This window comes from Pseudomonas laurylsulfativorans (assembly GCF_002906155.1).
GTDB lineage: Bacteria > Pseudomonadota > Gammaproteobacteria > Pseudomonadales > Pseudomonadaceae > Aquipseudomonas > Aquipseudomonas laurylsulfativorans.
Genome location: NZ_MUJK01000005.1, coordinates 444,558 through 470,049, shown reverse-complemented (window position 1 = coordinate 470,049; position 25,492 = coordinate 444,558). Strand labels below are relative to the sequence as shown.

Below are 25,492 nucleotides of genomic sequence, written 5' to 3'. Positions count from 1 at the left end.
TTGTGGATAACCTCGAATTCAAGGTTATCCACAGATCATGCCAATCGACTCAATACCAACGTTCTTCACCCGGTGGACGCTTCTTGAAGCGCTTCATGCTCCACATGTACTGGCTCGGGTACGCTCCGACATAACGCTCGACCACTTTACTCATGGCTGCACAGGATTCCGCTGTGTCGGTGCTGTACATGGCCTCTGGCGCGGCCTCAAGTATCACTTTGTAGCCTGAGCCGTCCGGCAGGCGCAGGGCATGCAGGAACACGCCGACCGCTTTGCCACCCGCGAGCATGTTCGGTACGAACTTGCTGGTCAGTGCCTGGGTGGCGAAGAAGGGCACGAAGATCCCGGCGGATTCGGCCGGTTCCGGGTCAGCGGGGATGCCCACTGCACCACCTTTGCGCACTTCCTTGATGACACTCAGGATGCCTTCCTTGGTGGAGGCGGCGACCTTGTTACCCAACTGCACTCGTTGTTTTTGCAGCAATTCATCCACCGCCTTCAACTTCGGCGGACGATAGAAAATGATCGGTTTGCACTGGCTGCAATAGAAGTGGTTGAGCACTTCCCAGTTGCCCAGGTGGCTGGTGATGCCGACCACGCCTTTGCCGGAGGCGAGGGCATCCTTCAACACCTCGAGGCCTTCCACCTCGCGCACCAGATCAATGGAGCGCTGTGCCGGCCAGATCCAGGCGCAGGCACTTTCGGTCAGGGACTTGCCGATGTCCTTCAGGCTTTGGCCCACCAGGCGCTCACGCTCGGCGGGGTCCATGTCCGGAAAGCACTTGGACAGATTGATCCGTACCACGTCACGAGAACGGTTCGGGGTTTTCCACATGACCCAGCCAATCGCCGAGCCCACGGCCTGCACGGCCCGCCACGGAAGCAGGGCAAACAGCCGCAGAGCGCCTACCAGCAAGGCGCCTTTCAACTTATCCACAGGTCACTCCTGATCTTGTGCTGTGCGCGAGTCGGCCATTCTAACCGCCGTTCGCCAGCTGCGCGTAGCGGTCGCAATCACGGGTGTGATCCATGACCATGCCCGAGGCCTGCATCAGCGCGTAGCAAATGGTCGGTCCGACGAAGGTGAAACCGGCTTTTTTAAGGCCTTTGCTCATCTCGACGGCAATCGGCGTGACGGCCGGCACTTCACTGCGATCCTTGAAATGATTGATCACAGGCTTGCCACCGATGAACGACCAGAGAAACGCCACCGGGTCCTCCAGCGCCAGCCAGGCCTGGGCATTGCGCCGGGCCGCGTTGAGCTTGAGGCGGTTGCGAATGATGCCGGGATCAAGCATCAACTCGTCGATTTCGGCATCGCTCATCTGCGCCACGCGCTGGACATCAAAACCAAACATCACCTGACGATAATGCTCGCGCTTGCGCAGCACGGTGATCCAGGAAAGCCCGGCCTGGAACCCTTCGAGCAAAAGCAACTCGAATAATCCCTGCGCATCGCGTAGCGGCGTGCCCCACTCCTGATCGTGATAAGCCATGTACAGCGGATCTTCGGAACACCAAAAGCAGCGTGGCATAAGGCTCCAGGGGGCGTGCGCAGCCATGAATCGGGTATACTCCCGCTCTTTAAATCGCAGCCCAAGAAACAGGTGAATTTCGTGAGCCAGCCTACGCCAGCCGTGCGTACCTTCCAAGACTTGATCCTCGCCCTCCAGCAATACTGGGCCGAGCAAGGTTGTGTGGTACTTCAGCCCTACGATATGGAAGTAGGCGCCGGCACTTTCCACACTGCAACATTCCTGCGCGCCATCGGCCCGGAAACCTGGAACGCCGCCTATGTGCAGCCAAGCCGTCGTCCGACTGACGGCCGCTACGGCGAAAACCCGAACCGTCTGCAGCACTACTACCAGTTCCAGGTGGTCCTGAAGCCGAACCCGGACAACTTCCAGGAACTGTACCTGGGCTCCCTCAAGCACGTCGGCCTGGACCCGCTGGTCCACGACATCCGCTTCGTCGAAGACAACTGGGAATCGCCGACCCTCGGCGCCTGGGGTCTGGGCTGGGAAGTCTGGCTCAACGGCATGGAAGTGACTCAGTTCACCTATTTCCAGCAAGCGGGCGGCATCGAGTGCTACCCGGTGACCGGCGAGATCACCTACGGTCTCGAGCGTCTGGCCATGTACCTGCAAGGCGTGGACTCGGTCTACGACCTGGTCTGGGCTGACGGCCCGTTCGGCAAAGTGACCTACGGCGACGTGTTCCACCAGAACGAAGTGGAGCAATCGACCTACAACTTCGAACACGCCAACGTCGACAAGCTGTTCGAACTGTTCGATTTCTACGAAAGCGAAGCCAAGCGCCTGATCGAGCTCGACCAGCCGCTGCCGTTGCCAAGCTACGAAATGGTGTTGAAGGCGTCCCATACCTTCAACCTGCTGGATGCGCGCCGGGCGATCTCGGTGACCGCGCGTCAGCAATACATCCTGCGTGTACGCACACTGGCGCGTTCCGTTGCGCAAGCCTACCTGCTGGCTCGCGCCAAGCTGGGCTTCCCGATGGCGACCCCGGACCTGCGTGATGAAGTACTGGCCAAGCTGGAGGCTGCACAATGAGTGCTCTGGATTTTCTGGTTGAACTGGGCACTGAAGAACTGCCACCCAAAGCCCTGAACACCTTGGCTGAGGCGTTCCTCGCCGGTATCGACAAGGGCCTGCAAGCTGCCGGCCTGAACTACGAAACCAAAACCGTTTATGCCGCCCCGCGCCGCCTGGCCGTGCTGATCACTGCACTGGCCACCCAGCAGCCGGATCGCAGCATCAACCTCGACGGCCCGCCACGTCAGGCCGCGTTCGATGCCGAAGGCAACCCGACCCAGGCAGCACTGGGCTTTGCCAAGAAGTGCGGCGTCGAGCTGAGCGAAATCGACCAGAGTGGCCCGAAACTGCGCTACAGCCAGAGCATCGCCGGCAAGCCGACCGCGAGCCTGCTGCCGACCATCGTCGAAGATTCCCTGAACGACCTGCCGATCCCGAAACGCATGCGTTGGGGTGCGCGCAAGGAAGAATTCGTTCGTCCGACCCAATGGCTGGTGATGCTGCTCGGTGACCAGGTCATCGATTGCACCATCCTTGCCCAGAAGGCCGGCCGCGATTCCCGTGGCCACCGCTTCCATCACCCGGAAAGCGTGCGCATCGGTTCGCCGTCCAGCTACCTGGCCGACCTGCGTGCCGCCTACGTGCTGGCCGACGCCAACGAACGTCGCGAGATCATCAGCAAACGCACCGAAGAACTGGCTACCCGTCAGGAAGGCACAGCGATCGTACCGCCAGCCCTGCTCGACGAAGTGACCGCGCTGGTCGAATGGCCAGTGCCGCTGGTGTGCTCGTTCGAGGAACGCTTCCTCGACGTGCCGCAAGAAGCCCTGATTACTACCATGCAGGACAACCAGAAGTACTTCTGCCTGCTGGATGCCGACGGCAAGTTGCTGCCACGTTTCATTACCGTGGCCAACATCGAAAGCAAAGACCCGCAACAGATCATCGCCGGTAACGAGAAAGTGGTTCGCCCACGCCTGACCGACGCCGAGTTCTTCTTCAAGCAAGACAAGAAGCAGAAACTCGAAGACTTCAACCTGCGCCTGCAAAACGTGGTGTTCCAGGAAAAACTCGGCAGCGTCTACGACAAGGCCGAGCGCGTATCCAAGCTTGCGGCGTTCATCGCTCAGCGCATCGGCGGCAACGCCGCGTGGGCCGCTCGTGCAGGCTTGCTGTCCAAGTGCGACCTGTCGACCGAGATGGTCGGTGAGTTCCCGGAAATGCAAGGTGTCGCCGGTTACTACTACGCCCTCAACGACGGCGAGCCGGAAGATGTCGCCCTGGCGCTGAACGAGCAATACATGCCGCGCGGTGCTGGCGCTGAACTGCCGTCCACCCTGACCGGTGCAGCCGTGGCCATCGCCGACAAGCTCGACACTCTGGTCGGCATTTTTGGCATCGGCATGTTGCCGACCGGCAGCAAGGACCCGTATGCCCTGCGCCGTGCGGCACTGGGCGTGCTGCGCATCCTGATCGAGAAAAAACTGGATCTGGACCTGACCGACGCCGTGGCTTTCGCCGTGGATGGATTCGGTACCAAGGTCAAGGCTGCCGGCCTCAATGACTCGGTGCTGGAGTTCATCTTCGACCGTCTGCGTGCCCGTTACGAAGACGAAGGCGTCGACGTCGCCACCTACCTGTCGGTACGTGCCCTGAAGCCAGGCTCGGCCCTGGACTTCGACCAGCGCGTGCAAGCGGTAGAGGCCTTCCGCAAATTGCCGGAAGCCGCTGCCCTGGCCGCGGTCAACAAGCGCGTGTCGAATCTGCTGAGCAAGGTCGAAGGCAACGTGCCTACCGTCGTTGAAGCCAAGTACTTCGACAATGCCAACGAGTTCTCCCTGTACTCGGCGATCCAGCAGGCTGACCAGGCTGTACAGCCAATGGCCGCCTCGCGTCAGTACAGAGAATCCCTGGCACGCCTGGCTGCACTGCGCGAGCCAGTGGATGCGTTCTTCGAAGCCGTGATGGTCAACGCGGAGGACGCAAAAGTCCGCGCCAACCGTTATGCGTTGCTGGCGCGCCTGCGTGGGTTGTTCCTCGGCGTCGCCGACATTTCGCTGCTGAGTTGAGGGACTGCTGTTGAAACTGCTGATTCTCGATCGGGACGGGGTGATCAATTACGACTCCGACGCTTACATCAAGTCGGTGGAGGAGTGGATTCCGCTCCCCGGATCGATCGAAGCCATCGCGCAGTTGAGCAAGGCCGGCTGGACGGTAGCGGTCGCTACCAACCAGTCGGGCATCGCTCGCGGCTATTACGACCTCGCCACCCTGGACGCCATGCACGAGCGCTTGCGCGCGCTGGTGGCGGAGCAGGGCGGTGAAGTCGGGCTGATCGTCTACTGCCCACACGGGCCGGACGAAGGCTGCGATTGCCGCAAGCCAAAACCCGGGATGTTGAAAACCATCGCCGCTCATTACAACGTGTCGCTGACCAATCTCTGGTTCGTCGGCGACAGCCTTGGTGACCTGGAAGCCGCCAAAGCCGTCGATTCACAGCCAGTTTTGGTAAAGACCGGGAAAGGCGAAAAGACTTTGGGCAAGACCCTTCCGGTAGGCACATTGATTTTTGACGATCTGGCGGCGATTGCCGCAGAACTTATCCACAATTAGAGTGCTTCTGAACTTCCTGATAAAGGACCCATCAGGAGTGCGCTTTATACAGGCGGGCAATTCCCGCAACGGTAAACGTCACCATGTCGATATTGCAGGCCATCAGAACCTTCCTCTTTTACCTGCTGCTGGGCACCAGCTCCTTGCTGTGGTGCAGCCTGAGTTTTTTTATCGCGCCGTTTCTGCCCTTCAAGGCACGTTATCGCTTCATCAACGTGTACTGGTGCCGCTGCGCCTTGTGGCTGAGCAAAGTGTTTCTGGGTATCCGCTACGAAGTGAAGGGTGCCGAGAACGTGCCTGAACGGCCTTGCGTCATTCAGTCGAACCACCAGAGTACGTGGGAGACATTCTTCCTCTCTGCTTACTTCTCACCGCTGAGCCAGGTGCTCAAACGTGAACTCCTCTATGTACCGTTCTTCGGTTGGGCCATGGCCATGCTGCGACCGATCGCCATCGATCGCGACAACCCGAAAGCCGCGCTCAAGCATGTGGCGCAGAAAGGCGATGAGTTGCTCAAGGACAATGTCTGGGTGCTGATCTTCCCCGAAGGCACACGCGTTCCTTTCGGCACCATCGGCAAGTTCTCCCGCGGTGGCAGTGCATTGGCGGTCAACGCCGAATTGCCGGTGCTGCCGATTGCGCACAACGCCGGCAAGTTCTGGCCAAAAACCGGTTGGGCGAAGAAGCAGGGCGTCATCACCGTGATCATTGGTGCACCGATGTATGCCCAAGGCACCGGACCGCGAGCCATTGCTGAATTGAACGACCGGGTTCAGGCGTGGAACGAGCAGATGCAACGGGAATTGGGCTCACTGCCACCGGCTCCGCAAGCGCCGGTTTCAAACGATCAAGTGGCTGTCTGAGATTTTGTGGATAACCTGTGTACCGTTTCATTGAAAACCGTCGTTATTTACACGTAAGTTTATGATTTTTTTACATATTTATTTGAATGATAAAAACCGTAAAAACGTGCATAAGTTTTTTTGGGACGTAAAAAAACCGGCTGATATAGCCGGTTTTTTTATGCCCGGGGCAATCGCTGACTGTCGACATGACAAGGCGACCTGGATCGCACGCTTTATTCAGTAAACAGCGGAAATTGCAGCCTGAATGTCGTGCCCCGACCCACCTCGCTCAGACACTCGATTCGCCCGCCGTGCCGATCCACAACGGCTTTGACCATCGACAATCCCAAGCCCACGCCATCGATACCCTGAGCGGAAGAAAAGCGCCGGTACTGGCTGAACAATTCGGGTAACTCCTCAGCGGCGATGCCTTTGCCCTGATCGATGAGCTCACAGGTCAGCCAGCCGTCGTGTTGACTGACGTGCAAACGGATGCGTGTACCTGAAACACTGTACTTGATGGCATTTTCCAGCAGATTGAACAGTGCCCGAGTCAGCAGCGCCTGATCCGCCAGGACCAGCGTTTCCTGCGCCTCCTCTTCCACTTGGTGAACCATTTCGATCTGTTTCACTTGCGCGATGGGCAGCGCCTGATCGAACACATCCAGCACCAGCATCGCAAACAGGCTCGGCTGAAACTGATAAGCCTCGGACTCGGCCCTCGCCAGTTGCACGAACCCGTCAGTCAATTCCAGGGCCCGACGGACCTGTAGCTCGATTTGATCAAAGAGCGGCGAATCACCGCCCACCTGATGACGATGGACGTCGAGCAAGGCGAGGATGGCCGAGTGAGGCGCCCGCAGGTCGTGAGACAGGAACCGCAACAGGATCGCGCGCTGCTCCTCCGCATCGCGTTCAACACTCAAATCAGTCAGGTTCCATAGCCAGCCGACCGGAATCTCACCGTCTACCGGCAGCAACTCTGCACGCTCCAGACGCAGGCTGCGTTCCTTGAGGTCGCGAAACTCCAGCAGGGGGAGGGTCGATAAAGACGAGCCGCTCCCACGGCTCATATCCGGATAACCGAGCTGTTCAAGTCGCTTGAGTACGTCATCACCGACCATATCCCCACCAAACAGGTCACGGGCCTTGCGGTTACCGAGCAGAATCTGCCCCTGTGGATCGCTGATCAACGTGGCCACCGGCAAATATTCCAGGCCATCGGCGATGAACCGGTGGGTATCGCGGGTCAGGCTCATGGCTTGTTCAAGCGCGATGATTTGTTTCTGCAGACGGTCGCCACCGGGATACCGGGCACGACGGCGTTCCGGAAACACTTTCGGCTCGTTGTCCAGCCGCGCCAACTCCCAACCGAAATAGGTCAGCACCACACTCAGGCGCCGCCAGCTCCAAATCAGATAACCAAACAGCATCCCCAACACCGCAGGCGTCGGTGACCACCACCACCGCTTGAACTCCGCAAGGCCGGCACTGGTCAGCAACGCACACGCCATTCCCGTGAGCGTCAGCCACAGCGCCAGGCGCGGGCGCCACAGCAACAGCCCGAGCACGCATGTCACCAGACCAAGGGAAAGCAAGGCGCTCAAGCCAGGGGAAGCATCGCCCAGGTTGATTTGCGCGCGATAGGACAGCAGTGTCGTCAGCGGTAGCAGCACAAGACTTATCCACAACCACTCGCGCACCAATTGCCGAAACAACCGCTGCACCTGGCTTGGTTCTCGGCTTTCACGACGGCGTTGGTCAAACATGGCCAACAGGGCAGGGCGGGGGAAATGGTTTCATGGTTCCTACGTCTGAGGCGTCGACTCCAAGAATCATAGCGGACGCCGCGACCAACGGCGGGTCGCTTGCTTTCACTGTATCGATTGAGCCGCTATCGTCGATAAGTAGCTGCCCAAGCGACAAGGAATCACCGTGAATGCGTGTTGCGATTCTGGACGATGAGCCCGCCGAATTACGCCGGGTCGAACAAACCCTGCAACAGATGGCCGAAGCCGGAGAGCAGCCGTGGTCGCTGCACAGCTTTGAACGGGCCGAAGACCTGCTGCACCAACTGCGTCGGGAAACTTTCGACCTGCTGATCCTCGACTGGCAATTGCCCGATCTCACCGGTTTGTCATTGCTGCTCTGGACCCGTGAACACATGGAAGCGCCACCTGCGGCAATCATGCTCACCAGTCGCGACGGCGAAAGCGATATCGTTCAGGCCCTGAATGCCGGCGCCGACGACTACGTCAGCAAGCCATTCCGCCCCAATGAGCTGAAGGCCCGTGTCGGCGCAGTCCTGCGCCGACATGGTCAGCAGCGTGCGGCTGCTGAAGTGTTGAGCTTCAACGATCTGGTTTTCGACGACGCCGAACTGACCGTCACTCGCGAAGGCAAATCAATCGTCATGACCGAACGTGAATACCGCCTGGCGCATTGCCTGTTCAGCAACCTCGGCCGACCGCTGTCGCGGGATTACCTGTACGAACGATTCTGGCCCCATGAAGAAATGTCGTCGTCACGGCCGCTGGACACCCACATCTATCGCCTGCGCAACAAGCTTGGCCTGACAGCGGATCGCGGTTGGCAGTTGCTGACGATTTATGGGTATGGGTATCGGTTGGAGAGTGTGGCGTCGGCGAGCGAGTGAATCGCTGCCAATAAAAAAGGTTCTTCACGCAATCCCGGGAAACACCGATAACGCAATACCTGTAGGAGCCGGCTTGCCGGCGATGGACTCAAGTGCGCCGCGTTTACCCAGTTCACACGCGTTATCGTTAACGATCATCGCCCGCAAGCCGGCTCTTACAAGGACGGTGCCCACGCTGAAAATGAACTGAATCGAGTAGGAGGCGGTTTCACAACCGCCGTCCTCTCACCGTACGTACGGTTCCGTATACGGCGGTTCAGGTTATGCGATTAAGCCGGTTTATCGTATCCAGTATCGAGACCAGCCCGAGTCGATCCCAGAGCTTCTTCGGTAGCGCCTGATTCATATGTGACGCTCCCGAGTTCCACCATGGGCCTCGGCCATTGACCGCCGATTTCCACGCCCGCGCCTCGTCGATTCCCAAACGTATCTTCCTGTCGGCGGCTGGCGAGTCCACCTGACATCGTTCCAGCTTCGACATAACGACGGATCAGCGTGAGCACACGCTTGTCTTCGATTTGACGCTCGATGTAGGCCATCAGCACGTCGTGGTTGACCCGATCAAAGAACTTCTCCAAATCGAGTTCCACGCACCAGCGGTGGCCTGCCGCCACATGGGCACGGGCCGTTTCGATAGCTTGATGAGCGCTTCTGCCCGGACGAAAGCCGTAGCTGTAGTCCGAGAACAGAGGATCGAAGATGGGCGTGAGCTGTTGCAGCAGAGCCTGCTGGATCAGGCGATCCACAACGCAGGGAATACCCAGTTGCCGTGTTCCGCCTTTGGGTTTGGGGATGTCGACGGCGCGTACACCTTGCGGGTGATATTCGCCAGCCAGCAACCGAGTCTTGAGGATCGGCCAATACTGTTTCACGTAGCCTGCCAATTGGTCGACCGTCATGCCATCGGCACCCGGTGCGCCCTTGTTGCTGACTACGCGTTGATACGCACGGTTGAGGTTGGCGGGTGCAAGCACCCGCTCCATCAGCGTGTCCGGCTCCGCGTTCGTCCACGTCATAGACGCCGCCGATACCTGTGCGCTGTCAGCCGTCATCCTCGGATTCTGTCCGGGACTCGGAGTAACAGTCTTCTCTGGGAGAGATTTCTGCATTTCGGTATTCAACAGATCTCCCAGGGTAATTCGCGCGACCTTCCTGCTTATGCCTGTCGGATCTACGTCACAGCGTTCCGTGCAAGTATCGGGCTTTGACGGTTTGGGCCGTCTTACCCCGCTGTGCCGCCTCTATCCGCTTCCTGTTCGTCAGGCCAGCATTTTGCCTCGGGCTTCCTTCAGATTCGCAGTCACCCACGACACCCTTGCCTCTGGCTAACACTTCCCCTTGCCGGGTGTGTAGAGGACTTTCACCTCCAAGTCACCAGCGTGGCCACCACAGCCAAACTGGTTGCGCTTGCGCGCAACGCGCCATGCCTGGCGCACCCACAAAAAAAGGCCAATGCAAATGCATTGGCCTTTTTTCGTTGGCATCGACCGGTGTAGGCTCACAAAATAGATGATTCGGGAGCCCCAGCAAAGACTGGCAGAAAATCATCTTTTTTGTGAGCCGGCTGGTTGGAACTCACAAAATACATGAGAAAAGACTACTCGCTTCACAGAAAAGATGCGTTTAGCGGAAACGCGCTCCCTTCCGCCGCTCAACCGCCCATACAATGTGTTTGTATATAAGAAAGGAACGCATCTGAGTGATGCTACACGTATCCTCGACCTCGGCCCCTCACTGAGGTTAAAAGCCATAACCTTAAGCTGAAAGGTTGGGCAGCGCCTAGATTCAAGCAGGGAACCAACAACCCTGGACCTTTTGCTCACGATCAGAGCAATTTTTCATTTGCGACCGGAGCGGTGGCTAACTCAGGAGTTTAAAAAGGGCAGGAATTTAAACTCTGTAGGGAACTGCTGTCGCAAAACTCGGCGATCTCCTCAAGGAAGACAAATTGCGTTTGCTCTCCTTCAGTTTTGCAAGCAATGCTGCCCTCTGGAAACGTAAATGTGAGGCCTACATGGTCAACATTAAATAGCGCAAAATTATCCAAAGTAGGTTTGGTTCCTTTCTCTAACAACGCTGCATCATAGCACCCTCTACTCGCCAGCTTTTGTCGAATGACACTCGCCAATAAAGGTAATTGTGTTATATCACCGAGCACATACTCTAACGTGATTGGGCGGAAGGGTTTCAATAAGTAGTTGAGCACTCGAGTACTTCGGTCAATAAAACCTACCCCTAAATAATCGTGCTCAATGGCATAGCGCACACTGATAACTTGATCATCGCGCCGGATGATCCGATAGGTGCCTTTTAGCTCTGGTCTTGGATGAATATCAAAGAACTCGATCTCTGGTGGGTTGGCGTCCCATTCAGCTTGCTTTATGCGCAAATTATTGAGCAGCTCATGACCCCACGCTTCGATATTCCTCGTGACGATACGTTCTACAGCAGATGGAAACTCTGGGAAGTCGAATTTAAACAAAAAGCCGGGGATACTACGATCCTCCTCCTTTAGTCGCCTTTTGATTTCGACAATCTCTCCTACCAAAGTACCTTTATCGCGCGCTCCAAACTCTTTTGCGAGATTTTCCTTATAAATCATCAGAGATTTTCGATCAATGCCCTTATTATGCGCTCGGCGATGACAGATTGGACAAAGAGCGATCAGATTTGAATACTCGTGTTTTTTGCACTCTGCCCAAGGGACAATATGATGAAATTCAAGGTCGGTCTGGTTGCAGCGGGGGATAGCGCAGCGGTGCCCACATTCGACCAAAACGGCGCGCTGAATCTCTACAGGTATAGAAGGTCTAGTCACGAGAAGCCTCTGAAAAATACTCTTAGTAAGATTGTATACGTAGCGGTCAATCAATTCTGGACACAATGATACGTTTATTCTGGATCAGGAGGGGAGTCGCGGGTAAAGGATTAGTCCGGCGTTGTATTTAAATGGAGCTCGTTGATCAATGCCTTGCGATACCGCAATGGCGTTCCGTAGAGTTCAACGAATAACAATCGATTCGCCGAGCTAACCAACATTGGCATTTGGTTGCTGGGAATTGGTACGTATCCAGTGAACTGCCTGCCATTGATGTGGATCGAGCCGATCGCTGCCGGTTGCTCAACTAAACTATCCAACCACGGATCTGCTACTAGGTGCAGGAGGGCTTCTGGATACTTAAATCCCTCTGGCGCAAGAACACGGCCCATCAAAATCAGGGTCGCCACCTCTCTAAAATGGCTCCGCCCTTGCCACCGGTCTGTAGGCCCAGATAGGTAAAACGACCAGCTGAAATCCCAGCTTGTAATCTGTATCTCGTATCGAGCGTGAAGCTTCTCTAGACGAGGTCGGCCTCGTTCTTTTGGGAGCTTTTCCTGCTGAGCTTTTGCCATAACCTTTCCAGTTCAATTGGCAGGTTTCAGGTTTACTCCTCAATCGGAGTCCATCAGTGCTGCATCAACTTTTCAGAGCGGATTGGGTTTTGCTGTTTCACAGCTGTTTCACGGAAAATCGAAATTCAAAGGAGCCGAATTAGAGCAGGTCCATAGTGGCTTGGGAGTCAGCCAATCGGTACCCCATCGCTTTGTACCCCGCCTGGCGCTTATCCCACATCCGAAGTAACGCAGCGTTCCCCACGTCAACGAAGTCGATCACTCGCACGTCGGTTTTATCAGTATGGGCTCGATGCAATCGGCCTGCGTATTGCTGAAGAATACCCTTCCATGAAATGGGCATTGCCAACACTAAAGTGTCCAAAGCTGGATGATCGAAGCCTTCACCAACTAGCCTTCCAGTTGCTACGAGCACTCGTGGGGCATCAGCTGGAAGCGAGCCAAGCTCGCGCATGCGAGAGATTCGCTGTTTTTTGGGCACACGCCCATGAAGTGTAAAAAGGTTTTGCACGCGCCCCTGCAATTCCGCCTCGAGAGCGTCCACATGTTCAGTACGCTCCGTCAGTACCAGGATCTTCCTACCTTGGCTAAAGGCTAGCTCAACCTCAGAGACAATTATGGCTGTACGCTCGATATCGTCGGCTAGGCGTCGAAAAACGTCCTGAATCCCTGAGCCGTCGGGAACGACAATAGGTTTGGAAAGTAAGCGGGGCACCACTGACAGATCGTGAGGGGCGCTTGCCGGTCGGGCAGCAGAGTGCCGGACCGGTCCGCACTGCATAAAGATGATAGGTTGTTGCCCATCACGGCGTACCGGAGTTGCTGTAAGTCCCACCACATACCGTGCGGCGGCGCTCTTCAATAGCGCCTCGAACGAAATCGCCGACACGTGATGGCACTCATCAACGATGATCTGGCCATAGTTTTTTACCTTATCGCTAACTTCACCTTTCCGCGATAAAGACTGCATCACCGCGATATCGATAACCCCTGTAGGTTGTGCTTTTCCGCCACCAATTGTCCCCACAACGCCATTGCCGACGCCTAGAAATGCCTGCAAACGTTCTTGCCACTGCCGTAGCAGCTCAGTCCTATGCACAAGCACCAACGTGTTAACACTACGCTTCGCTATCAACGCAGCGGCACTCACGGTTTTACCAAATGCGGTCGGGGCACACAGGATGCCGACGTCATGACTAAGCATCGCGCTGACCGCAACTTCCTGATCAGAATGCAAAGTGCCGAGAAAACTTACGTCGATGGGGTCGCCGACAAAGCGCTCATCTTGGAATTCAGCAGCGATTCCATTTCCCGCCAGAAGCTCCAGCGCAGCATCCAAGCATCCACGTGGTAACGCGATGTGCTTAGGGAGATTTTGCGCACAGCCAATGACCCTAGGTTTGTTCCAGACCGATAGGCGCATGGCCTGAGCTTTATAAAACTCAGGGTTTTTAAATGCCGCAAGCCTGACAAGCTGGTTTGCCAAGGGCTGCGGTAATTCCGATTTTTCGAAGTACACCAAGTTGGCCAATGTGATATGGAGAGACGCAGGTAACGGACAAGTCAATTTGCGCGATCTCGAATCACGATCTCTCCAAGGTTCAGCATCTACCTCGTCCTCGACATACGCGACGCCTACGGGATCACGGTCGCCCATCGCCCGAATAATCACCGGCTCAATATCCCCAGGGCTCATCCGCTGAACGGAGGCCAGAAACGCCCACTGATCGGAATGAGGTTCCAGTGAGTCATCTACAAAAATGCTGTTATTTTTGGCCCTGGCACGCTTTTGCAATGGCAGTGCAATAAGGTTCCCAAAGCCACCCTTAGGCATATAGTCCTGGTTTGGAAATAGTCGATCATAGGATCTGAGTGCCAATTGGCGGGTACGGTCACAGGCATGACTGATTATCGCGGCTCCTAGGCGGCGTGCATCGTAAGCAGAAACATTACGGTCGAAAAAAATCCACGCATGAGCACCATTGCCTGAACGCGAAATCTCCAATGCCACTGGGACATTTAACTCATGACCCGACTGAACAAAAGCTCGGGCATCATCACGCCATTCAGCCTCATCAAAGTCGACGGCAAGAAAGTAACAGGTGTCATCAGGGAGCAAAGGATAGATGCCAACCACCACGTCGCCTGCCAAGTGACGAAAAATCACATCATCGGTCAGCGGCAACAATTGACGATTACCGCAATCGCCACATTTGATTCGCGGCTTCTCACAAACCCCAGGTCGCCATTCGTTAGCACAGGCGGGGGCGTATCCTGACTTGCCTGCCTTGCTTTCCCAACGGATGGGATAAACGTCGGCCCTACCGCGAAACAGGCTTCTGAACAAAGCAACCTTGCCGTCAGTGTTAAGTTGCTGCGAAGGCTCGATTTGAGCGACCTGAATCCTTACTGGCTCAGGCAGGCGCCAATCAACCCCATGAGCGTCAAGCATGGCAATTAACCTGGCGTTCTCAGCTTGTAATTTCGCCAGCAACTTGGCATCTGTCACAGCTTCCACCTCAACCATTCAGAACCAGCACTGCTGACTCCGACCCTGCTTGACCTCCCAAGCTATGGCTTGGAAAACGGCAACGTTGATTGCCGGTTTGGAAACCCATAGCTGAAAGCTTAATCGCGAGCAGGAGCCGTCGGGGGTATACGTAAACGCTGTCCGCTTCTGGCGAAATCAATCTGGTGTCATCATCACCGCGAGCGTCATATTGATGAACTCTTCATTTCGGTCTATCGCAGCAAGCGCGCCGCGAATATTGTCCGCGACCTCAGCTGATCCGCGTTTCTCCACCCAATTCGAAAGCTCCATGATAGCGGCTTCCAGTGCGAGCTGATTTTCGTTGATCTTGAACAGCAGTGAAGGCAATAGGTCTGAGTTGGGCATTGTGCTTCCTCCGTGGAGAGTGAAGCGTAGCTCAGCTTTGGAGCAGGGGACATGAGTCACCAATACAACGCCAGGAGCCCGTCCTGGATCAAATTGCAAGCGGCTGACAGATCAGCCTTCGGTCAGTATCAACGGGGTCGAAGCTCTAATAGCGAGCCTCTAATCACTAGTAAAGAACCGTTAGAGCGTGAAGTAATAGTCAACGAAAGCACGTAGCGCGGACTCTGTCTCGATAGTGGCGCTGTACACCGCCCTGTGGTGCCCGCCGGAGAACACCCGATTCAAGGCTGTTGATTTGCTATCCGCCAAGATGTGCTTGATATCGACGATTCCGGGCAAATTCGGTAGCTCTCTTTCAACTCTGACGTAGAGACCTCTCTTAGTCTTGGGGTCGAAAGCAAACTCTATTCCCCTCCTGGTTCTGATCTTGTAGCTCCAGAACTTGTTTTTTTTGTCCTTTTCGTGAAGAACTACATATTTGGAAAGCGACTCCAGCACTCCCACCGCATCCTGCCCGTTGAACGTCCCACCAACCGGCAGTTTCGAATCCCGCTGTCCGACGGTGAGGTCACTGGGATGAACCACAGGACCCGGCTCTTCGACATCATCCGAAGCCTCAGCCCGACCTGCCGCCTTCTCCAAAATCTCTGCTAGCTCGGCCAAATGAACGACCCGTACATCGTCACCATCGCCAGTCGTATCCCATATTTCTTGCATACATGTTTTGAGCTGCATTTCCATTGCTCGCTTCGCCTTCGTTCCGAATGGAGTGCCGAGCAACGTTTGTACTGGATTTGCAATATCGAGGGTGCCGACAAACGAATTGGCGTATTGGATGCTCGCCTGTTGACCGAGTAAGCGGCACGGTCCGAACACAGATACCCCTTTCATGGGACCCCACCGAATGTCCACGTACTCGGCTTCCACGTCAGTAGGAAAATCAGGCCAGTTCTCGTAGCCCCAAAGTTTGATGCCGGTCTTAACATCCCCCTTGTCGTTACCCACTTCGCTTTCGATTGCCTTCAGCTTCGATCTCGCCTCTGGAGTGTTTTTGTGCCGATATATAAGGGCATAGACTTTCTCCCAACGAAGGCTAGAAGCAGTGAAATCAGCTAGCGAGAAGTAATCCTCCCTGCCTGAGTTCACCTCTAGCATGGGCTTCCGGTTCCGGCGCCAGGCCAAATACGCAGCGGCGATGTCGGAATCATCAATAGCTCTCACGTGCACCGAGTCCCATAAAGCGTCGAACCAAGATTGCATGGCACCGAGTTCGGTGCGCTCACGAATATGCATGCCGGCCTCCAGCCAGTGGGCAGAGTCCTCATCTTCGAGGCCTAGGCCATTGGCTGAAATATTGGCGGAACCAATAACTGCTTGGTTTGCTCCGAGAATTACTTTCGCATGCAACCGATCGCACTGCCGAACCTGCACGTTTCGGTCGAGTCGGGCGGACAGTTCTAAGAAGTGCTCGATCACTTGAGGATTTGTGCTGCCCGTACGCAGGTTGCAGATAATCCGGATAGGTTTGGATTCATCCGGATGGATTAGCTTCTGAGCACTATGCCCCCAAAATGCGACGGCGACATCAAGTGAGTCCTCATCGGAAACCAGTTGCCTCAATCGTGTTTTATAGTTTTCTGGGGTGATGAAGGTTGAATCCACGTCTAGTCCCTTTATGAACGTAGTGAGCAATTAGTGACAGGTCTGCAGTTACGCGACAGGGCGGCGGATGTATTGCCGAACACAGCACCATGAACCACCCTAGCCTTTATGCAAAATCACCTTATCGAGTATCAGCCCGCCATTAAAGTGGAATTCATTCAGCTACGTGGGCGATTATGCATAATTGACCAAATTACATAGAGCAGATGTCCCACGCCCAGAACCTCAATACGAGCTGAGGAAGTATCTATGAAATCAGGGGCGATTTACTATTCGCCTCTATTGGCGACGTTTGGCTCCTTCAAGATCGCGCTCGCACTGAGCAATGTCCTCGCGTAGCGACTGCTGATGTTCCTCACGGCGGCGTTCTTGAGCGCCACTTCCGTCACGACGCTCACAATCGCGCTCCAACTCATTCAGGTAGGCAGCATTCGCAGCTTTCAGTGCGGCCTCAGCTTGTTCGACGGTTTTACTCATGAGTATTTCCTTCTCTTTTGGGGTCGCGAGAATCGCGCCTCTCCTACTGACGAAGCCCGCACATGGCGGGCAGAAGGGCAGCGATTTTTCCTAGTTGCTCGCACTGCGTGCCATAGCCGCCAATTTTTCACGGGCCTCTTTAACATCATCAGCCAACGTTGAAGGCGCGCTATGGCATGATCGTCCCTATTTAGGATGAAACCTTTTGTTTATCGCTACTCAGAGAAGCCGCCACCTCACCAAGCGTCGTCATCGCTTCAACGGCCTTGTCGACATAGGGAACAGCCCGGTAGCTCCCGTACCCAAACGTGCTGGCCGATTTCAGCCTGCGACCGCGCTCCATCGTAATGCTCAAATTGACATCGTTCTGAAGATTTTCCAGCTCCTCAATCGGAACAATGTGGTGTTTTTCGTTGAGCTTTCGCAACGTTTCATCGACGTCTACTGCGAGGCCCGTGCCTTCGAGGGCAATTAAATCCCGGGAAATTCTGGTAATTGCCGCATCCAGAAACACCCCTTTCAACTTTTTCATCTAGGTACGCTCCACGAGCTAGTTTTGCTGATTTTTCCCGCCAGCCACCGGCGTTGGGGCTTCCTTCGTCGACTTAGGCGAGCTGGGTTATGATGCTGTAGGGTATCCAGCTCGTCTCGCCGGATTTTCAAGGAGCCGCTGTCATGGACCGATCACCAGGGGAATTTCCCGAGATCACACTTCCCACGGTTGATGAATTCGTAGAGACCATCAGCCTGCTTTTTTGTGTAGGGCGTAGCCAGTCGGAAATGCTCTCAATTGCCCGCAGTTATTCTGCCAAGCAAGACCGCTACAAAAAGCTCGTTTCGGGTCATAGCTCTCTGTTCCGAGCCATGTCGGGTAACTCCATATACGAAACGGAAGACGACGAGTATTTGATCAAACTGTTCGACCGTTATTTCGCGAATATGCAGCAGTTAGTCTCTTGGCTGCGATCAAGTTTTGTATATCGCAGTAATAGTCAGGGTGAGCTTTATGAAGAGCTTAGCGTTATGATTGCCGCACCACAACTAGCCCAGCTTTTACTTGAAATAGAACAGCACCTTGAAACCTACAGCCCCTTGAAGCATGTACCTTTATGCTTGCAAGCATTAAAGATATACGGGAATGAGCCAAACCGGGCCTGCAAAATACTTCTGCGCTGCCTGCTTAACTATTCAATACGGAATAAGAAATCCCCTGAGTTAAGCTTCAGGAAAAGTCTAAACTCACTAGACCAGTCGTCGTCAAAGTTTACCGCCACGCAAACTGCCGAGCTTAAGACACTAGATTCAGAGCTGACCCAAACTCTCGATTATTCTGCGCGAAGACGTCTTATTGACAGCGTGACGGGAGTATATAGTGCCATGATGATTTTTAATAGATTAAAAAAAGTTATGGATGAATGGTCACCAAGAGCGTTTGAGTCATTTACCATAGCACTGTCAGATAGGATGTTCGGCTATAATTTTTCAGAGGGCGCTATAAATGAAATTTCCGCATTGAATGAGTACCTTCTTTTCGAACTCTACAAAGCAGAAGACATTAGGTATGGCATCCATCATGGCCCACTCACTAGCCCAGCATATCAGGGACTGTTGGATAGTACCTCAGCCTATTCTCCGCCTGAAAATACTTATCATTTGGATAGATTTTTAAAAAAAGGGGCGACCGGCTATCTGGGCAACGTGGAATTAATCGAGCTACATGAAGAATTGAAAGATTTCAGAAATGAGCCTTACTTCGAAGGGGTTAATGCGTTTTTAAAAGGCTTGCTGGCATTACATAATGGTGATAGAAATCTCGCCGACTTGCATTTTGCTAGGTGCCTGTCAGAAGCTGAAAAATGGCCATTAGGAATTTTAGAGCATCATGCTGCATTGTTTCGTATCGGTCTCGATATGTCAAAAGACCCGGGGGGCTCATCGACAAGAATAAATCCTCTGCTATCAACTTACCTAAAAAGCATGCCACAACTCCACACAATACAACCATATGATTTCTCTAGGGATATTGAGAACTTTAATTTATGCACGGCAATTTCTATATACAATGAATATTGCACAAAAATAGTAAAAAACCACTCTGCGCTTCTTTTTAACCCACTAATAAAAATAGAAAAGTACTTAAAAAAAATATTTGACTGGCTGGATAAAAACAAGCTAGACACCAGCGTACAAAGCCTTGGAAAAGCAACTCGTGCGGTGACTACCAAGCGAGACGTACAACGTGTCAGGCCTTATCTAATCAAACAGAATTTATTGGGATGGCTAACATCCGACTCACCCTGTGACCTGTTAGTTTATTTTCCTTCCACAGAGTCTTTGTTAACTATCCCTTCGACCTGTCGTTTGCTAGAGCTCGGTGACAGTCATCGCTTCGCCATAGCTCAAGCACTTAGAATCTAGTCGAGGAAAGCACGAATTGTTATTCGCTCAAAGCGCATCTACAACGGGCGAAACCGTCCCTATTGATGGCAGCTTGTTAGCTGCTGATGCAGTTTTGAGCCAGGCCACTTATTTAGCTGACCTATATGCAGCCTCTGAAATCTCGTGCAAGACCATTACTTGCTGAGCATTCGAATGGTCAATAATACCCGGCAGCTTGGGTCAAAACTGCATCAGCGCCTACAATTATACCAACTGCACCGTCCAAGCCAGCCATAAATACCCACTCAAATGTGCCCCCGGCAGATCCAAAAATCTAGCGGGGGTTCTGTCAGCAGAGAAAATCTAGCTGCGCACCAATTTACAACCTGTCAAAAATCGACCCTTTATGAGGGTAATAGATCTTTTCGTACAGTCGGGTTGCATATTCATCTGTCATACCAGAGATATAGTCACAAATAACTCGATTCTTTTGGCTGGCACTTTCTCCGCTGACATATCGTTTCCGCGTAGAAGATGGCAAAAGCCGCTCTGGATCAGAGCTCAGCGCATCAAAAAGTTCGATTACCAGTTTCTGACCTTTAAACTCCAACTGCTGAACATTTGGAGTCTTAATTACCTTAGTCTTTACTAGATCGAAGATATGATCCAACAGTGCTCTATGATCGTCATCCATATAGGCATTCCACTTGATAAGCGCTGTGGTCGCTAATGACATTCTGGATGGTTTTACCTCTGTATTGAGAATGAATTTGTGAACTAGACCACCGATTGCTTTCTTTCGCTCGTAACTTTCCTCTGAAAACAGTCTGTTCGCTAATTCATTGTTATCCAGTTCACAATTACTGAACAGATATTCTTTATCTTGATTCTGATCATCCCATGATTTTCTGGTGATCATTCCTAAAGAGATAGCATCTTCAAAGTCATGCAGGCTGTACGAAATATCATCAGCCAACTCCATAATCGACGTATCTAGCCCCTTGTATATTGGCTTCTTATGACCAGATTTGTGTTCTTTAAACGTTGTGAATTCAGTTTTTTCCGCCTCAGTTAGAGGTGCTAAAACCCAGTCCACCACATCACGCTCATCATCTAGATAACACTTTGGCGGGTGCTGCTCTTGAGCCTTACACAGCCAGCGCTGGGCTGGGACTTGGCCGTACGCAGTCGCGCCCACAAGTTCACTATACGGTGCGGGATATTTCAGGATGCCTAAAAGAAGGCGGCGAGTCGGATTTAAACCATGATGGGCAGTGTATTTATCCAATTTTGATAGGATGCGTAATGTCTGACCATTCCCCTCAAAACCACCGAAGTCTCGCATACACAAATTCAAGGCAACTTCGCCACCATGCCCAAAAGGGGGGTGCCCAATATCATGTGCCAAGCAAATAGAACTCATAAGCGCTGAACGAGGCAGAGCGTTGATGACTTCGTCGTCATCCTGATGGTGATCTTGAAGCCATCGCACAATCCCAACACCAATCTGCGCGACTTCCATCGAATGGGTAAGGCGCGTGCGGTAGAAATCGCTCTCCCCCAAGCCCAAGACCTGTGTTTTTGATTGCAAACGACGGAATGCCGATGAGTGAATCAGGCGTGCGTAATCACGCTCCCACTCCGAACGAACTTCACCACTACGGCGAGGATCTTCAGAGAGACGCATTTCCCAAATATTTTCAGTCATCAAAAACCTTCCCTGTCAGTTAATTTGAACTCTGCGATTGTCAACTGAGATTATTGCCGATCTAAGGAATTTTCTGGCCTCGATTGTACCAATGGCGCCCAACTGAATTAAATCGCCGCGGGTTAGTAGAGACCTCTGTTGGAGCTCATCGGAAGTTGCCCCCACTCTGCCGTTTGATATTCGACCCAAGGCAAGTTACTGACTCCGTATCTGATCAGCCTACGTTCTCCTGCTCAAAAGCTGAGCATGACCCGTTGAAAAGCTGGGGCAGGCCTGCGGGCCCCATCTACATTTCGTGACTACACCTTAACCGAATTCCATGCATGCTGGCCGTTCGGCGCTTCGCCTTGACATCATCGTCATTTCTGACGATGCTTGGCGCATGAGATATCCAGGCGGAAAAGGCAAGTGCTACCAGCGCTTGATCAACCTGATGCCACCGCATCAGACATACATCGAATCCCACCTTGGTGGCGGGGCCGTCATGCGCAACAAAAAGGCTGCGCAACGGAACATTGGCTTGGACCTCGACGCCCAAGTCATTGAGCGTTGGCGAACGGAGTGTCCAGATACCTGCGAACTCCACCAAGTCGACGCGGTTGCGTTCCTCGAAGGGTACTTGTTCGAAGGCCAGGAGCTGGTCTATGTCGATCCACCCTACGTTCCGGAAACCCGCCGTCGAGCGAAGGTCTATCGCTGTGATTACTCGGAAGAAGACCACACCCGCTTGCTGCGGTGCTTGGTCGCATTACCTTGCAAAGTAATGCTTTCTGGCTATGACTGTGATCTCTACAACCGCGAGCTCATCGGGTGGCGCAAGGTGAGTTTTCCGGCTAAGACCCATGTAGAGCTGCGCGAGGAGACGGTGTGGATGAACTTCGAACCTCCCAGCCGTTTGCACGACAGTCGATACATGGGCGAAACATTCCGAGACCGCCAAACCATTCAGCGTCGCCAAACCAGGCTCCGCACTCGTATCGAGAGCCTAGACCCCATTGAGCGACACGAGTTACTGCAATGGATGCAGGAACACTACGGCATTGCCGAGGAGGTAGCCTGATGCAATTAGGCGCTATTTTCATGGACCAAGCGGTCTTCAATGTCGAGCTGCCCACAGCAGACGCAGAAGTTATTCCGGGCGTCCCGTGGGGAGCCATGGAGGCGTTCCCAACTCCTGCCTACTGGGCCTACCAAGTGTACGCACGCCGTCTCACTGGCGATCGGATCAACTACAAGCTCGGGGCAACGCTGAAAGAAGAAGTTGGCGCGTGCTTGTTGGGGGGGCATGGCATCCCCGCTAGCGTCGGGCTCGCCGCCTTTCACCACGTCAAAGAACGCGGTGCCTTTGGTGACCAACCACCTTCAGAAGAAAGCCTTCTCGAGTGGCTGAAAGAGCCGCTAACTATCGATGGTCGCCAAGTGCGGTACCGCTTCGCCACACAGAAGGCTCGCTACCTCTGCGCGGCTCTTCAGAAGCTGTCTGCTGAACGGCCTCCATTAGGCTCCGGCAAAGCGCTGCGCGACTGGCTGCTGGATATTCCAGGCATTGGTTACAAAACCGCATCATGGGTTGCCCGTAACTGGCTGGATGCGGACGATGTGGCAATCTTGGACATCCACATTCTCCGTGCCGGTCTACTGGGTAGGTTCTTCGAGAGCAACTTGACCGTTGAGCGCCACTACTTGGAGCTCGAAGAGCAATTCATCCGCTTCAGTAAAGGACTTGGCGTCAGGGCATCGGAGCTCGATGCCTTGATGTGGTTGGAGATGATGTCATCGCCCGCAACGGTGCACAGCATCATGGGCATGGGGCACCACGCACCTGATTCAGGTTCTCGTAGCAGACCCAAGAAGAGCAAGGCCAACCCCAGCCAACTTTCCCTGATCGGCTAGGGTACTGGCCCAAGGCTCACCGGTGATGCCCAGCGGACAGAAGTTGAGTCCTTGGGCTGTCGCAGTTAATGCCATGACCGCGAGTAGCACCCCCGCGTCACGCCAAACAAGGCTGCAACCATCTTGGTATTTACCCAATGTTTTTCCGGGCTCGGCCAGAAACAGAATGCGTGTTGCCTCATCACCGCCCAGAACCCGCAGACTGAGCTCATAAAGGCCTGCAAGCTTGCCGGTCGCATGTCGGAGCTCCACCAGTTGGTGGGCCCTGGGCTCATACATCCACCATCGATCATCTTCGGGCCGCTTAACGACGATGTGTATAGGGTGGATCGCGCCAGCCGAGGGGGCCGCTCGATGCTCCAGATCAAAACCCAGGTTTGACGTACCGGATCCTCGAGTTCTGCAGGCATGCCAGAGGAAGGCTCCGAGCTGCTGGTCATGGACGACGCCGAACTCGCGATGCGACGCACGCGCATCCAAAACCTCGCCGAACGGCCAGTCTAATGCCTCCGAGGAAGCAGGGAGCGGGCAGACATCACCAATTTCCCACTCGAGAGGCTCATACCGCTCAGGAGCCAGCCTTGGAATAGGGTCACCCAAGTCGATCCAAGTCATACCCCACCTCTTGAAACACCTCCATGTATTTGTTGCAGCCACGGCAGTTGCCACACGCAACATGCGACTTGTGGCAGCTGTGCGCCCAGGCCAGAAGACTCGCAGGGATGCCAGATTTACGGACAAGCTCGGCAGTAGAAAGCTCAATTGCAGGTGCCTCCACCACCATGCCGCCCTCTTGCAGGGATAGCAGATGGCTGATCGCCGACATGAACTCGGGCGAGCCATCCCTATGGAAGCCATCCGATTTCACGGTGCCCAACCACAAGTGCGTCACGCCGAACGAGATTGCCTTCATCGCTGCCAGCGTAACCAGCATCTGGTTCCGGTACGGCCACCAATCCGAGGCTGGAGCCAGGCTGTCGGCTTGGCTACCTGCCATGTCTCCCGAGCCCAGCTGGCGGCAGTCAATCTCAATCACATGATGAGGGATTTCCAACTGTTGGCAGATCGTCCTAGAAGCCTCGATCTCGGCCTGCGCCGCAAGCTGACCGTAGTTCAGGGTGAACGCGATGTCCGGGCGCTTCCACCAGGCAATCGTCAAAGAGTCCATCCCACCAGACAACAATAATCCTGTCTTCATAGCACTACCGCTTCCCAGACCGTCTGATAGATCGCACTGACGTAGTCATCGGTGATGCAGCAGTCGGAGCCTTCCATCATTTTCTTGTCCTGTTCGGACTCATTTTCCGCGTAGAAAACGACAGGTTTGTTCAATGCCCGAGCGTAGCCAATCTCGTAGATGGTGCCCGAGTCGAGCCCATCACCAATTGCAAACAGAACGTCGCAATCGCGCACCCCTTCAAGGTCCTTTTCGACCACGTCCTCAGCAGAGCCAAGACCGACGTCATGGTATGGGGAAAATACATCCAGCCCCATTGCCAGCAGGTCTCTGCGAGCCTGCCCAACCATCCACAGCTCTGCGAGGGTGAAGAATGGCCCTGCAAGGTACACCTTAGGGGCGTAGCCATCGCGATACCGAGCTGACGGTTGCAGTGGGTACGGCTTGAAGCCAGCAAGCAAAGCCTGGTCGGGGAAGCCTTGATTTTCGCAATAAAAGGCCGTCGCAATGGAGGCAACCGAGGCTGCATCGTGAGCCGAAAGGCCGTTATCCATCCAGCCCAATGCGAAGTGGGCGGCGAAGGTATCTCCCGAGCCGATCTTCCATACCCGCTCAGTGCGGTATGCAGGTACCGTCGAGATTGCGCCGTTGTCATACACCAAGGCACCCAACGGCCCCATCTTGATGACAACCACCTCCGCGTTCTCCTGCTCGGCAAGCAAGATTGCGAGCTCTTGTGCGGTCAACCCACTGGAAGTGGGCACCAACAGATTGGCCTCGTGGCGGTTCAAGACCAGAGCCAGGTGCTTTGCTTCAGAGCCATTGGCCCTGAAGGACTCCGTACCGTCGGCATTCTGTGGATCAAATACCGCGTACTCAGCATCAACTACTGCCGTTCCATCGATCATGCCGAATCGAAGCACCTTCTCGGCGCTAACCTGCAGTTCCGATTTGACGTGAGTACCACGTCGAATATCTGGATTGGCGAGACCATGGATGTACTCGAAAGTCACCCCCGCCGGCGCAGCTGTGGCATTGAACTGGAAACCTTCCGCAGCTGCGCGGGCATCAACGACGATCTGGGTGCTGATATCTACATAAGCGTGTAATTCCGCCTGTCCACCGAAACGGGCAATCGCCGTTGCTGCCCTCCCTGCCGACCCATAAATATCGTCCCACGCCGGGCGCATGCACCGCTCTCGGTAGACCCCTCCTACGATGGTGATCATAGAGCTCTCCTT

General features: G+C 54.4%; 22 protein-coding genes and 1 pseudogene. 8 read left to right on the top strand and 15 right to left on the bottom strand.

Annotated elements, in window-relative coordinates; all coding sequences use genetic code 11:
- Positions 1-49: 49 nt before the first annotated feature.
- Together B0D71_RS18935 and B0D71_RS18930 are read right to left on the bottom strand one after the other, a co-directional pair.
- Positions 50-937, bottom strand: coding sequence for a lysophospholipid acyltransferase (locus B0D71_RS18935; RefSeq protein ID WP_103396111.1), 888 nt, complete (start codon positions 935-937; stop codon positions 50-52).
- A gap of 40 nt (positions 938-977) precedes the next feature.
- A complete protein-coding gene (locus B0D71_RS18930; protein ID WP_103396110.1) occupies positions 978-1,535 on the bottom strand; it encodes a DNA-3-methyladenine glycosylase I in 558 nt (185 codons plus the stop codon).
- Positions 1,536-1,616: 81 nt separating this feature from the next.
- Between B0D71_RS18930 and glyQ the strand changes: the two genes are divergently transcribed.
- The 4 genes from glyQ to B0D71_RS18910 all read left to right on the top strand — a co-directional run bounded on the left by glyQ (position 1,617) and on the right by B0D71_RS18910 (position 6,028).
- The gene (glyQ, locus tag B0D71_RS18925) at positions 1,617-2,570 is read left to right on the top strand and encodes a glycine--tRNA ligase subunit alpha (protein WP_003187265.1); all 954 of its coding nucleotides are present in this window, start codon (positions 1,617-1,619) and stop codon (positions 2,568-2,570) included.
- Positions 2,567-4,621 (top strand): glycine--tRNA ligase subunit beta, encoded by a 2,055-nt coding sequence (gene glyS, locus B0D71_RS18920; RefSeq protein WP_103396109.1) that lies wholly within the window; start codon positions 2,567-2,569, stop codon positions 4,619-4,621. The genes glyQ and glyS overlap by 4 nt, the downstream gene beginning before the upstream one ends.
- A 4-nt stretch (positions 4,622-4,625) precedes the next feature.
- The gene (gmhB, locus tag B0D71_RS18915) at positions 4,626-5,165 is read left to right on the top strand and encodes a D-glycero-beta-D-manno-heptose 1,7-bisphosphate 7-phosphatase (protein WP_165798734.1); all 540 of its coding nucleotides are present in this window, start codon (positions 4,626-4,628) and stop codon (positions 5,163-5,165) included.
- Between the two features lie 83 nt (positions 5,166-5,248).
- Positions 5,249-6,028: a lysophospholipid acyltransferase family protein gene (locus B0D71_RS18910; protein WP_103396108.1), complete on the top strand. Its 780-nt coding sequence runs from the start codon at positions 5,249-5,251 to the stop codon at positions 6,026-6,028.
- Positions 6,029-6,243: 215 nt separating this feature from the next.
- Here the strand turns inward: B0D71_RS18910 and B0D71_RS18905 are convergent, their stop codons facing one another.
- Positions 6,244-7,779, bottom strand: a complete 1,536-nt coding sequence (locus B0D71_RS18905) for a sensor histidine kinase (protein WP_103396107.1) — start codon at positions 7,777-7,779, stop codon at positions 6,244-6,246.
- Between the two features lie 170 nt (positions 7,780-7,949).
- Here B0D71_RS18905 and B0D71_RS18900 point away from each other — a divergent pair, with 170 nt between their 5' ends.
- Positions 7,950-8,666, top strand: a complete 717-nt coding sequence (locus B0D71_RS18900) for a response regulator transcription factor (RefSeq protein ID WP_103396106.1) — start codon at positions 7,950-7,952, stop codon at positions 8,664-8,666.
- A gap of 256 nt (positions 8,667-8,922) precedes the next feature.
- On the opposite strand, the pseudogene B0D71_RS18895 reads toward B0D71_RS18900, so the two are convergent.
- The 8 genes and pseudogenes from B0D71_RS18895 to B0D71_RS18855 all read right to left on the bottom strand — a co-directional run bounded on the left by B0D71_RS18895 (position 8,923) and on the right by B0D71_RS18855 (position 17,626).
- Positions 8,923-9,718 (bottom strand): annotated as a pseudogene (locus B0D71_RS18895) (reverse transcriptase domain-containing protein).
- 821 nt (positions 9,719-10,539) lie between these two features.
- A complete protein-coding gene (locus B0D71_RS18885; protein ID WP_205886004.1) occupies positions 10,540-11,484 on the bottom strand; it encodes an HNH endonuclease in 945 nt (314 codons plus the stop codon).
- Between the two features lie 110 nt (positions 11,485-11,594).
- Positions 11,595-12,059, bottom strand: a complete 465-nt coding sequence (locus B0D71_RS18880) for a hypothetical protein (protein ID WP_103396104.1) — start codon at positions 12,057-12,059, stop codon at positions 11,595-11,597.
- Positions 12,060-12,198: 139 nt separating this feature from the next.
- Complete coding sequence (locus tag B0D71_RS18875) at positions 12,199-14,568, bottom strand: TOTE conflict system archaeo-eukaryotic primase domain-containing protein (RefSeq protein ID WP_103396148.1); 2,370 nt, start codon at positions 14,566-14,568, stop codon at positions 12,199-12,201.
- A 177-nt stretch (positions 14,569-14,745) separates the two neighbouring features.
- Positions 14,746-14,955: a hypothetical protein gene (locus tag B0D71_RS18870; RefSeq protein ID WP_103396103.1), complete on the bottom strand. Its 210-nt coding sequence runs from the start codon at positions 14,953-14,955 to the stop codon at positions 14,746-14,748.
- A 180-nt stretch (positions 14,956-15,135) separates the two neighbouring features.
- A complete protein-coding gene (locus B0D71_RS18865) occupies positions 15,136-16,617 on the bottom strand; it encodes a phospholipase D family protein (protein WP_165798731.1) in 1,482 nt (493 codons plus the stop codon).
- A gap of 279 nt (positions 16,618-16,896) precedes the next feature.
- Positions 16,897-17,094, bottom strand: a complete 198-nt coding sequence (locus B0D71_RS18860) for a hypothetical protein (protein WP_103396101.1) — start codon at positions 17,092-17,094, stop codon at positions 16,897-16,899.
- Between the two features lie 190 nt (positions 17,095-17,284).
- On the bottom strand, positions 17,285-17,626 hold the full coding sequence (locus B0D71_RS18855) for a hypothetical protein (RefSeq protein WP_103396100.1): 342 nt from the start codon (positions 17,624-17,626) through the stop codon (positions 17,285-17,287).
- 143 nt (positions 17,627-17,769) lie between these two features.
- On the opposite strand from B0D71_RS18855, the gene B0D71_RS18850 reads away from it, so the two are divergent.
- Positions 17,770-19,512: a hypothetical protein gene (locus B0D71_RS18850; protein WP_103396099.1), complete on the top strand. Its 1,743-nt coding sequence runs from the start codon at positions 17,770-17,772 to the stop codon at positions 19,510-19,512.
- A 340-nt stretch (positions 19,513-19,852) separates the two neighbouring features.
- Here the strand turns inward: B0D71_RS18850 and B0D71_RS18845 are convergent, their stop codons facing one another.
- On the bottom strand, positions 19,853-21,181 hold the full coding sequence (locus B0D71_RS18845; RefSeq protein WP_103396098.1) for an anti-phage deoxyguanosine triphosphatase: 1,329 nt from the start codon (positions 21,179-21,181) through the stop codon (positions 19,853-19,855).
- A 319-nt stretch (positions 21,182-21,500) separates the two neighbouring features.
- On the opposite strand from B0D71_RS18845, the gene B0D71_RS18840 reads away from it, so the two are divergent.
- On the top strand, positions 21,501-22,241 hold the full coding sequence (locus B0D71_RS18840) for a DNA adenine methylase (RefSeq protein WP_240635714.1): 741 nt from the start codon (positions 21,501-21,503) through the stop codon (positions 22,239-22,241).
- Positions 22,241-23,074, top strand: coding sequence for an 8-oxoguanine DNA glycosylase (locus B0D71_RS18835; protein WP_103396097.1), 834 nt, complete (start codon positions 22,241-22,243; stop codon positions 23,072-23,074). Before B0D71_RS18840 ends, B0D71_RS18835 begins: the two co-directional genes overlap by 1 nt.
- Here the strand turns inward: B0D71_RS18835 and B0D71_RS18830 are convergent.
- From B0D71_RS18830 to B0D71_RS18820, 3 genes are read right to left on the bottom strand one after another with little or no spacing between them, the layout of a single operon-like run.
- The gene (locus tag B0D71_RS18830; protein WP_165798730.1) at positions 23,009-23,689 is read right to left on the bottom strand and encodes a nitroreductase family protein; all 681 of its coding nucleotides are present in this window, start codon (positions 23,687-23,689) and stop codon (positions 23,009-23,011) included. The two genes, B0D71_RS18835 and B0D71_RS18830, sit on opposite strands and share 66 nt — an antisense overlap.
- Positions 23,667-24,272: a 7-cyano-7-deazaguanine synthase gene (locus B0D71_RS18825; RefSeq protein WP_103396095.1), complete on the bottom strand. Its 606-nt coding sequence runs from the start codon at positions 24,270-24,272 to the stop codon at positions 23,667-23,669. Before B0D71_RS18825 ends, B0D71_RS18830 begins: the two co-directional genes overlap by 23 nt.
- Positions 24,269-25,480 (bottom strand): PfkB family carbohydrate kinase, encoded by a 1,212-nt coding sequence (locus B0D71_RS18820; protein WP_103396094.1) that lies wholly within the window; start codon positions 25,478-25,480, stop codon positions 24,269-24,271. Before B0D71_RS18820 ends, B0D71_RS18825 begins: the two co-directional genes overlap by 4 nt.
- Between the last annotated feature and the right edge of the window lie 12 nt (positions 25,481-25,492).